This window comes from Pararhizobium sp. P1_E7, assembly GCF_056405855.1.
Genome location: NZ_JBFUBH010000192.1, coordinates 1 through 1,894, shown reverse-complemented (window position 1 = coordinate 1,894; position 1,894 = coordinate 1). Strand labels below are relative to the sequence as shown.

Sequence of the window (1,894 nt, the reverse complement as noted above, 5' to 3'; positions counted from 1 at the left end):
AGCTTCGGCATCGGCAGCGTCTCGTCACGCTTCGTTCGCAGCGCAACGAACTCCTCCTCGCTCAGGTCGGCAAGATGCGGGTTGGACTTCTTCTGATCAGCCACCGTGCTTTCCCAGCGAGGTGCCCGACCGTCAGGCTGGTAGTCGTGGCCCGTGAAGATCCGCGTCTCGTCCGGGAGCGCGAGGATCTCCTGAATCGACCTCCACAAAACCCGTGGATCGCCGCCGGGGAAGTCGGCGCGCGCCGTGCCGCTGTCGGGCATGAAGAGCGTATCGTGCACGAAGGCAGCGTCGCCGATCACGTAGGTGATGGAGGCGAGCGTGTGTCCAGGTGAGAACAGTACCTTCGCATCGATCGAGCCGACCTTGAACGTCTCCCCATGGGCGAACAGCCGGTCCCATTGGGAGCCGTCGGCGGCAAGCTCGGGCCAGTTGTAGATACCCTTCCACAGCTTCTGTACGTCCACGACGCGCTCGCCGATCGCAGTCTGCGCGCCCGTCTTTTCCTTCAGATACTGTGCCGCCGAAAAGTGATCGGCATGAGGATGGGTGTCGAGGATCCACTCGACGGTCAACCCGTTGTCGCGGACGTAGTCGAGGATCGCATCGGCATTGATGGTCGCCGTCGCCCCTGCCTTCTCGTCGAAGTCGAGCACGGGGTCGATGATGGCGCACTTGCCGGTCGCGGGATCAGACACCACGTACTGGACGCTCCAGGTGTGCTTGTCGAAAAAGCCCTTTACCTGCGGCCGGCGCGCGGCATGCTGCTTGAGCCAGCTTGCGGTCGCGCTGGCGTCGAGGCCGCGGCTGCGTCCGAATTCGATGACCTGGTCGGCAGACATGCGACCATCGAGGACCTCCCCGATCAAGTAGAGGTTCAGCGAGCGTGTTCCCGTCTTGCAGTGCGCGAACACGGGACCTTCCGATTCGTTGACTGCGCGCTGGAACGCACGTACGTCCGCCTCGGTGATTGTGCTGGCTGCGACCGGGATGAAGGCATAGGACAGGTCGCGGTGCTTCGCTTCCTGACGTTCGGCTTGCGTTCCCGGCTGGAAGGTATCTTCCTTGTCCGGTCGGTTATTGATGAGTGTCTTGAATCCCCTGTCGCGCAACGACTGGATGTCCTCGACACTAGGCTGCGGCGAGACCGACAGTTTCTCGGATATTGCAGTGATGGGCATGACTGGCTCCGTGTCATATATCATTATATATAATAATATATTATATAATGAAAATGAATTCAACCTCAGGCCCGAAACTTTAGATTGGCGTGTTCGCCGCACAGAAGAACAATCAAGGCTACGATAGCTAATCGGATCGGCACGCAGGAGATCAATCGACGCAAGCGTTGTCAGGTATAACAGGAGCTGACCTACCGATGATGATGGCTTTCAAATGGAATCGTTCGCTGAGAGGTGGCGTGGATCTCTATAGGGAGCAGTTGGTCCCGAGGATTGATGGTTCACGGTAAGTCGTATACCGCAAAACGGACCACCTCACTAACCACCGCGATGTCCGCAGGCGGGACACACCGCTAGGTAGAACCATGTATGGGATTTGGGCCGAAAGCCGTCGGTCGGCTTCCGGGCCCCGATTTTCGAAAACAGACCTTGAGCCTGGCGGGCGCGTGATCTGACGCGAAGTGGACGTTCGGTCGCCTTCGGCCGAACGCACGCGCCTGGCCTGCCCCCTGAAAAGTGATCCTTTTTGAAGTATGGCTTATGAGCCAAAGAAGGACATTGAAATGGCAGCGAAAAGACACAAGGCAGAAGAGATCGTCACGAAGCTTCGTCAGGTTGACGTGCTGAATGCGCAGGGCAAATCGATGGCGGAGGCGATCCGGTCGATAGGCGTAACGGAAGTTACATATTACCGCTGGCGCGCAGAATACGGT

1 protein-coding gene and 1 pseudogene are annotated in these 1,894 nt (G+C 58.5%); one reads left to right on the top strand and one right to left on the bottom strand.

Going from position 1 to position 1,894, the window contains the following annotated elements; translation table 11 throughout:
• Window positions 1–1,181 (bottom strand): bifunctional sulfur transferase/dioxygenase Blh (blh, locus tag AC1D17_RS28795; RefSeq protein WP_477568611.1); only part of this gene is annotated, 1,181 nt, incomplete at its 3' end.
• A 563-nt stretch (window positions 1,182–1,744) separates the two neighbouring features.
• Between blh and AC1D17_RS28790 the strand changes: the two are divergent.
• Window positions 1,745–1,894: pseudogene (locus AC1D17_RS28790) on the top strand (IS3 family transposase); the annotation flags it as partial.